A 641-nucleotide genomic window follows, 5' to 3' on the forward strand; every position below is an offset into this window, starting at 1 on the left:
AGTGCCCCCTCCATGATATCAGCAGCGGTATCCCAGTTCTGCTCCCAATGACTGTAGGTAGTCCGGTCCATATCGTCATCGAATCTCTGGAGGGACCGGATCATCATGTCCCTGGCAAACTGACCGGGCTCGATCTTCTCGTACGTAAAAAAAGGCCATTGCACGTCCTGGTATACATCACCAGGCACCCCACCCGTCAAAATCAATTCAGGTTTAAGTGGGTTGCCATCTAACTTATCCCGCTCATTCTTAGACAGTCCCTCCGTCACCAGCGTGGAGAAAGACTTTGGAATCGTCTGCTCAAAAAGCTGGTCCCGTTTCCCTTCTTGCGGAGCTTGGTAGCTTGTTTTATTAGATAATGAGTATATCCAACCATCTAATTCAAACGCCCCGGCGAGCGGCGTATTGACACCTCGAGCTTTAAAAATTATCTTTCTGGGGCGGTTTTTAACGTTGTCTCCATTTCTCTCATCCAATTTTTTCCCAGCAATACCTTGAGCGATAAAGTGTATAATCTTGACGCCCTTTTCGAAGGAATCATGCTTAACAAATTTGACGATAAACTTATTAAAATCTTCCCATGCCCCACCCTCGAGCTTCGCCCGCAGCGCTGTCGGAAATGCGCTTGGCCAGTCAATCTC

At 47.9% G+C, this 641-nt stretch carries 1 protein-coding gene; it reads right to left on the reverse strand.

Translation table 11 applies throughout. The features are described 5' to 3' along the window. Positions 1 to 641: hypothetical protein (locus tag ACCC84_RS23595; protein ID WP_371902432.1), on the reverse strand; the 641-nt coding region annotated here is incomplete at both ends.

The organism is Serratia odorifera (genome assembly GCF_041448735.1).
Classification (GTDB): Bacteria; Pseudomonadota; Gammaproteobacteria; order Enterobacterales; family Enterobacteriaceae; genus Serratia_F; species Serratia_F odorifera.